At 64.6% G+C, this 7000-nt stretch carries 3 protein-coding genes and 1 pseudogene; 1 reads left to right on the forward strand and 3 read right to left on the reverse strand.

Annotation, left to right across the window (positions count from 1 at the left end):
* Nucleotides 1-20: 20 nt before the first annotated feature.
* Nucleotides 21-2225 (reverse strand): amylo-alpha-1,6-glucosidase, encoded by a 2205-nt coding sequence (locus tag SE92_RS14320; protein WP_063196366.1) that lies wholly within the window; start codon nt 2223-2225, stop codon nt 21-23.
* Between the two features lie 57 nt (nt 2226-2282).
* On the reverse strand, nt 2283-4046 hold the full coding sequence (locus SE92_RS14325; protein WP_063196367.1) for an ABC transporter ATP-binding protein: 1764 nt from the start codon (nt 4044-4046) through the stop codon (nt 2283-2285).
* 271 nt (nt 4047-4317) lie between these two features.
* Here SE92_RS14325 and SE92_RS14330 point away from each other — a divergent pair, with 271 nt between their 5' ends.
* Nucleotides 4318-5388: a glycosyltransferase family 4 protein gene (locus tag SE92_RS14330; RefSeq protein WP_063196368.1), complete on the forward strand. Its 1071-nt coding sequence runs from the start codon at nt 4318-4320 to the stop codon at nt 5386-5388.
* A gap of 210 nt (nt 5389-5598) precedes the next feature.
* Here the strand turns inward: SE92_RS14330 and SE92_RS14335 are convergent.
* Nucleotides 5599-7000 (reverse strand): annotated as a pseudogene (locus SE92_RS14335) (alkyl/aryl-sulfatase); the annotation flags it as partial.

Raw genomic sequence — 7000 nt, forward strand, 5'->3', positions numbered from 1 at the left:
GACGCCCTCCTTGCTCGCCGCTAGCGCGCCAGCACGATCGAGACCTGGATCTGGCCCCGTGTGCGCAATACCTCCAGCGCCACGTCATCGCCATGGCGGCTGACGCGAAGATCGACGCTGGACTCGCCGAGGCGCAGATCGCGCAGGATCACCTCGTTGAGGAATGTCGGCAGGTGCGGGTTGCGCAGACGAATTTCACCGCGCGTCACGTCGAACTCGAGGCCGAGGGCCGCTTCCAGCAGCGTGAACGGCGTCGCGCTGGCCCAGGCCTGCGGCGCGCAGGCGACCGGATAGAGCGTCGGGCCGCGCCGCTTCTCGCGCCGGAAGCCGCAGAACAATTCGGGCAACCGGCGCAGGTCCATATAGGTCGCCGCGTCGAACAGCCCCTTGAAGACATGCGCCACTGAGTGCTTGAGGCCGTAACGCGCAAGCCCGAGTGCGATCAGCGCATTGTCGTGCGGCCAGATCGACCCGTCATGATAGGACATCGGATTGTAACGCACCTCGCCTCGCGCGACGGTGCGGATGCCCCAGCCCGAGAAGAAATGCGGCCGCATCAGATCGGCGGCGACGAGGCGGGCGCGGTCCTCGCGGATCATGCCGCTGAACAGCACCTGACCGGCGTTCGAGGTCCGCACCTTGCACGGCCGCTTCTTGCCGTCGAGGGCGAGCGCATAGGTGCCGAGCTCCTCGCACCAGAACGCCGCCTCGAAGCGTTCGGCCAGCGCCCTGGCCTCGGCCTCGAGCTTGCGCGCACGATCCGGCTTGCCGAGCCGCAAGGCGCAACGCGCGGCGAGCTGCTTGGCGGCATAGACGTAGCCCTGGACTTCGGCCAATGCGATATTGCCTTCCGCGAGCTGGCCGTCAGCGTGGAAGATCGCGTCGAAGGAGTCTTTCCAGCCCTGGTTGGCAAGCCCCTTCTCGGTCGCGCGCTGGTATTCGACGAAGCCGTCCTTGTCGGGATCGCCGGGACCGTCGATCCAGGCCAGCCCCGCCTCGATCGCCGGCCATAGCTCGATCAAGGTTGTCTCGTCGCCGGTCCGCTCGAAATAGCTTCCGGCGAGCAGGACGAACAGCGCCGTCGAATCGACGCTGCCGTAATACTGCGCGAACGGCACCTCGCGCAGCGCCGCCATCTCGCCGCCGCGCATCTCATGCAGGATCTTGCCGGGCGCGGCATCGGCGAGCGGATCGACCGCCTTGGCCTGGAAATGCGCGAGCCGGCGCAGCACGCCCTTGGCGACGCGCGGATCGACCCACAGCATCTGAAGCGCCGTGATCAGGCCGTCGCGGCCGAACGTCGTCGAGTACCAGGGAATGCCGGCATAGGGATAACGTCCCTGCGGCGTCTCCGTCATCAGCATGTTGAGGTCGGCCATGGCCTGGCACAGGACCTCGTTGAAGATGTTGTTGGACGTCTCGATGCTGGCGGCGCCCATCGTGGACTGGCGCATCTCGCGGCGATGGGCGAGCAGGCCTCTGAAGAAGCGCGCCGGCTTCTCCGCGATCGGCCGGTTGCAGGACACGGCCACGAACAGCGATGCCGATTCGTGCGGATCCAGCTCGAGCTGCCAGGTCGCGGCATTGACCGACAGCCGCGTCGGGCGCGGGTCGAAATGCAGCCCCGTGGTGCGCTCGGCGTCGTCCAGACCGCGATATTCGAACAGCACGTCGGTTGGCCCGAGCAATTTGCTGGTGCCGGTGCCGCGGCGCGGGCGGCGCTCGCCGCGGACCTCGAACAGATCGGCGAAATCGTTGTCGAACAGCAGCGTCAGCTCGAAGCTGGCGCGCCGCTCGCCATGGTTCTGCACACCGATGCGCTGATAGGCGGTGCCGCGCCACAGGAAGATCGTGCGCACGATGTGCAGCAGATCCTTCTGCAAGACCAGGCTGCCCCCCCGGTAGATGTCCGGATTGGTCAGATCGATGGTCAATGCCGAATTGTCGTCGCGCAGGTTGGAGCCGAGCAGCAGCGGCTGGAGATCGTCGAGCACGAGCTCGAGCCGCGCCAGATAGCGCGTATCGTGATGGAACAGGCCGTCCGGCCCGCCGGCCGACGCGCCGATGTCGCCATGGCTGTCGAGCACGATGAACATGTCGTCGTGCTTGAGGGACCGCCGCGGCCGCGCCGACGGCCCGGTCATCGGAATATAGAAAGGCTGCTCCGCGACCTGTTCGGAGGTCCGCGTCACGGAGACGAATTGGGCTACGGCTTCGGCCGACATGAGCAGCTCCCCTGCGCTGTGTGGAAACGCACCCGACTCGAGAACGCGACTGTTGATTTACGCGGCGGCTTGAGCGAGCCGGCTCATTTCCTGCGTGACCAGCTCACGATAGGGTCCATGACCCTGCATGAGGCGCTCGGGCGATCCGTCTTCGATGATCTTACCATTCCGCAGCACCACCACGCGATCGAAATTGCGTAGCGTCGCCAACCGATGCGCGATCGCGATCACGGTGCGGCCGCGCATCAGGCGCGACAGTGCCTCGCGGATCGCCTCCTCGGATTCGCTGTCGAGCGCCGCAGTGGCCTCGTCCAGCAGCAGGATCGGCGCGTCCTTCAGGAAGGCGCGCGCGATCGCGATGCGCTGACGCTGGCCGCCCGACATCTTGACGCCGCGGTCACCGACCATGGTGTCGAGGCCCTCAGGCAGGTTGTCGATGAAGTCGCAGCGGGCCGCAATCGCCGCGCGCAGCACCTCGTCGTCCGTCGCGTTCGGGCGACCGTAGCGGATGTTCTCGCGAATCGAGCGATGGAACAGCGAAATGTCCTGCGGCACGACCGAGATCGCCTCGCGCAAGCTCTGCTGCGTGACCTTGGAGATATCCTGGCCGTCGATGGTAATGCTGCCCTCATCGGTGTCATAGAAGCGCTGCAGCAGCGTGAACAGCGTGGACTTACCGCCGCCGGACTGGCCGACCAGGCCGACGCGCTGGCCGGGCTGCAGCCGCAGGCTGAAGCGCTCGAAAATCTTGTCACCGCCGGGATAGCCGAAGGTGACGTTGTTGTACGCGATCGCCGCGCCGCTCTTCACCAGAGGTTCGGCTTCAGGATGATCGCGCAGCTCGTGCGGCACCAGCAGCGTGGCGATCGCCTCGGTCAGCCGTGCGACGTGCTGGGTGACGTCGACCAGCGCCACCGCGAGATCGCGCGTGGCGCTCAGGATGGAGATACCGAGCGTGCAGACCAGCACCACGTCGCCCGTCGTCGCCTCGCTTTTCTGCCAGAGCGTGATCGCCCACGCCATCAGCGCGATCGTCAAGACCACGGTTACGGCTGCATGCAACAGCCGCAGCTTTTCCAGATAACGCAAGCTGCGGCTTCGCGCAGTGAGCTCGCGGTTCACGGTCGCGTCGAACCGCTCGTGCTCATGGCCGATGCCGCAGAAGGCACGAACCAGCGGCATATTGCTGATGACGTCGATCATCTCGCCGTCGACCGCGGCGGCCTTGTCGGCGAAATCGTCATGCAGCGGCTTGCCCGCGGCGGCGAGACGGAACATCGCGATCACCATGCCGCCCGCAATCACGGTCAGGCCGAGTGCCATGTAGGGACTGACAGTTCCAATCAGCGCGATTGCCGCAATTGTGGCAATGCAGGGCGGCAACACGTTCCAGACGAACATGTTCTCCACCGTGAACACCGCATTCGACGTCGCCGTGATGCGACTTGTCAGCATGCCCGGCATCCGGTCGGAGAAGTAGCTCGGCGCGTGCCCGGTCAGATGACGAAATATGTCGCGTCGTAAATCGCCCGTGACCCGGACGAAGGTGAAGCTCGCTGTCCAACTTGCAATTCGCCAGAGGAAGTTGTCGGCGGCGATCAGTGACATGAGCAGAATGAATGCCAGCCATACGCCGCCGCCCTGCGACGGTCCAGCGGACAAGGCGTCGACGAGAGACTTGACCCCGTATTGAGTGCCTACGGAGCAGGCAACCGCTGCGACGACCGCAGCCAGGATCACCAGATGCGATGCCATTCGCATCCGAAGATAGCGCAAGACAAAGGCAAATGGCCTGCGCGCGTATCCAGAAAGATGATCCATATGGCTATCGCCCCGTTATTTGATCTTCGTTTTTGTTACTGATCGACTGAACATCGCGCAGTTCGCCTCGGTTCCCGGGCCGGGCGATCACGACATGCGGATGCGGACGATGTGAGAAGATGTAGTGGCAGCATCGCGACGGTCCGCCGACGTGTCGAATATGTAACGTACGCGGGAAGGAACTTCGCAACTGCGGGAACGTTCCCCTGTCTGGCATGCCGGTGCCGTACTGGCGGGGGTTCAACTTCATGATCGCAGAGGAGATGGTGAGATGCGCATTGCGCAGGTAGCTCCGTTGACGGAGGCTGTTCCACCCAAGCTGTATGGCGGCACCGAGCGGGTGGTGCATTGGTTGACGGAAGAGCTGGTGGCCCTTGGGCACGACGTGACCTTGTTCGCCAGCGGCGATTCGCAGACATCGGCCAAGCTGGACGCATTATGGCCGCGGGCGCTTCGTCTCGACGGTTCGGTGCGGGACCCCAATGCGCTGCACATGGTGCTGCTGGAGCGCGTGCGGCAGAAATGTGACGACGAGGAGTTCGACTTCCTCCACTTCCATCTCGACTATTATCCCTGGTCGCTGTTCCACCGGCAGCCGACGCCGTTCCTCACCACGCTGCACGGCCGGCTCGATCTGCCGGAGCATCAACCGGTCTTCAATACCTTCTCCAAGATGCCGGTCATCTCGATCTCCAATGCGCAGCGACGCCCGGTGCCGCAGGCGAACTGGGTGACGACGATCCATCACGGCCTTCCGGAGAATTTGCTGAGGCCGAAGCCGGCAAAGCAGGAATATCTCGCCGTGCTTGGCCGTATCGCGCCCGAAAAGGGTGTCGACCGCGCCATCAAGATCGCGACCCATTGCGGCATTCCGCTGAAGATCGCGGCCAAGGTCGATCGTGCCGATCAGGACTACTACGACGAGCTGATCCGGCCGATGATCGAGAACAACCCGCTGGTGGAGTTCATCGGCGAGATCAGCGATCACGAGAAGTCGGATTTCCTGAGCGGTGCGCTCGGCCTGCTGCTGCCGATCGACTGGCCGGAGCCGTTCGGTCTCGTGATGATCGAAGCCATGGCGTGCGGAACGCCAGTTATCGCCTTCAATCGCGGCTCGGTGCCTGAGATCATCGACGAGGGGCTGACCGGCTTCATCGTCGAGGACGTGCTCAGCGCTGCCGGTGTCGTCGGTCGCCTCGCGCAACTCGACCGCGCCGCGATCCGCAAGCAGTTCGAGACGCGCTTCACCGCGCGGCGCATGGCGCTGGACTATCTCGCCGCCTACCGCAGGCTCGCCGAGGAAAAGGCGCCACGGATCAAGCTGGTGAGCAGCGCGGAGTAGCGAGTCACACCCACAATTGTCGTCCCGGACAAGCGCGCCGCAAGCGCGCGCCGATCCGGGACCCATACTCCGCAGCAGCAGTTGTGCGAAGACTCGGAGCTACCAGCTCGCGCTTCAATTTTTCCCTGGGATTATGGGTCCCCGCGTTCGCGGGGACGACAGCGGAATGTGACGCGGCTCCTTGGCACACCAGCATCAACGCCCCGCCCCCTACTTCACCACCGCCCGCTTCGGCTCCACGATCTCGAACATCCTTGGAAACTCGTCCATCAGGCCCATCAGCTCGGCAAGCTTCATCGGGTTGCCCGACAGCTTGACCTTGCCGGCGGCAACGGCTTCCGGGAAGCTCGTCAGCTTGGCGATCACCTCGTCGAGCGTCGAACGTGCCAGCGTGAAGCTGGCATCGGCGCCTTCCGCCTGCACGCCCTCGGTGTAAGTCAGCGCGCAATTCTCCAGATTGAGCACGAAGCTCTCGCCGGTGTCGGAAAAGCTCCAGTTCAAGACGATGTGCTTGCCTTCCGCCTTCGGCCCGTTGAGGCGGATGCCGAGCACGTCCCAGAGCTGCGAGGTGCGCAGCGCGGCCAACGTCTCGCGCGGCATCGGCGGGCGCGCCGGCACCTTCGGCATGCCCTGGCGCAATTCCTGCGCGCCGAACAGATAGGCGTTGCGCCAGGTCGCGCTCTCGGCAGCGTAGCCGAGCTGTTCCAGCGTGTCGGCCAGGAGACTGCGCGCCGCCGCGTTGTCCGGCTCGGCGAACACGAGGTGGCCGAGCACTTGGGCGACGAAGCGAAACTCGCCCTTGTCGAAATCGCTGCTCGCCCGCGCCAGGATCGCATCCGCGCCGCCCATATACGCGACATATTTCTTGCCCGACTCCACCGGCGGCAGCGGATCGAGATTGACCGGATTGGCATCGTACCAGCCGAGATATTTCTGGTAGATCGCCTTCACATTGTGCCGGATGTGGCCGTAATAGCCGCGGCCGTGCCAGGCGCCCTCCAGGCTTTTCGGCAAGCGGATCGTCTCGGCGATCTCGGCGGCGGTAAGACCATGGTTCATCAGACGGATGGTCTGGTCGTGCGCGAATTTGTAGAGGTCGCGCTGCTGGCGGATCATCGTGCCGATGCGGTCAGCTCCCCACACCGGCCAGTGATGTTGGCCGCACATCGCCTCCGCCTTGCCGTCCCAGAGCTGCAGCGCCTCGCCCAGATATTTCGACCAAGCCAGCGCATCGCGCACGTCGGCGCCGCGGAACGGCAGCAGATTGTGGAAATTGTGCGTGCAGTTCTCGGCAAGGTTCAGCAGCTTGTAGCGCGGGATGAAGAAATGCATCTCCGCCGGCGCTTCGCTGTTCGGCGCCATCTGGAATTCAAATTCCACGCCGTCGATGACGCGCGTGTCGCCGGTCGCCATGATCAGGTCGGTCGGACGCAGCAGCGCGACGGAGCCAGCGGCCATCGACTTTCCGAGCCCGCAATCGACCTCGCCCCCGTGCGCCTTTGGCCAGCAGCGGCCCGAACTGATACTGCGCCCGGCGCAGCATGGCCGGTCCCGCAATGATGTTCTCGGAGACCGCGTGCTCCATGAACTGGTTCGGCGCGATGATCGGGAC

The sequence above is a fragment of the Bradyrhizobium sp. AT1 genome, assembly GCF_001590795.1.
In the GTDB taxonomy this organism is placed as follows: domain Bacteria; phylum Pseudomonadota; class Alphaproteobacteria; order Rhizobiales; family Xanthobacteraceae; genus Bradyrhizobium.

Coding starts and splice junctions, on each gene's coding strand:
- SE92_RS14325 (WP_063196367.1), bottom strand. CDS start 4,046: ATGGATCATCTTTCTGGATACGCGCGCAGGCCATTTGCCTTTGTCTTG.
- SE92_RS14330 (WP_063196368.1), top strand. CDS start 4,318: ATGCGCATTGCGCAGGTAGCTCCGTTGACGGAGGCTGTTCCACCCAAG.
- SE92_RS14320 (WP_063196366.1), bottom strand. CDS start 2,225: ATGTCGGCCGAAGCCGTAGCCCAATTCGTCTCCGTGACGCGGACCTCC.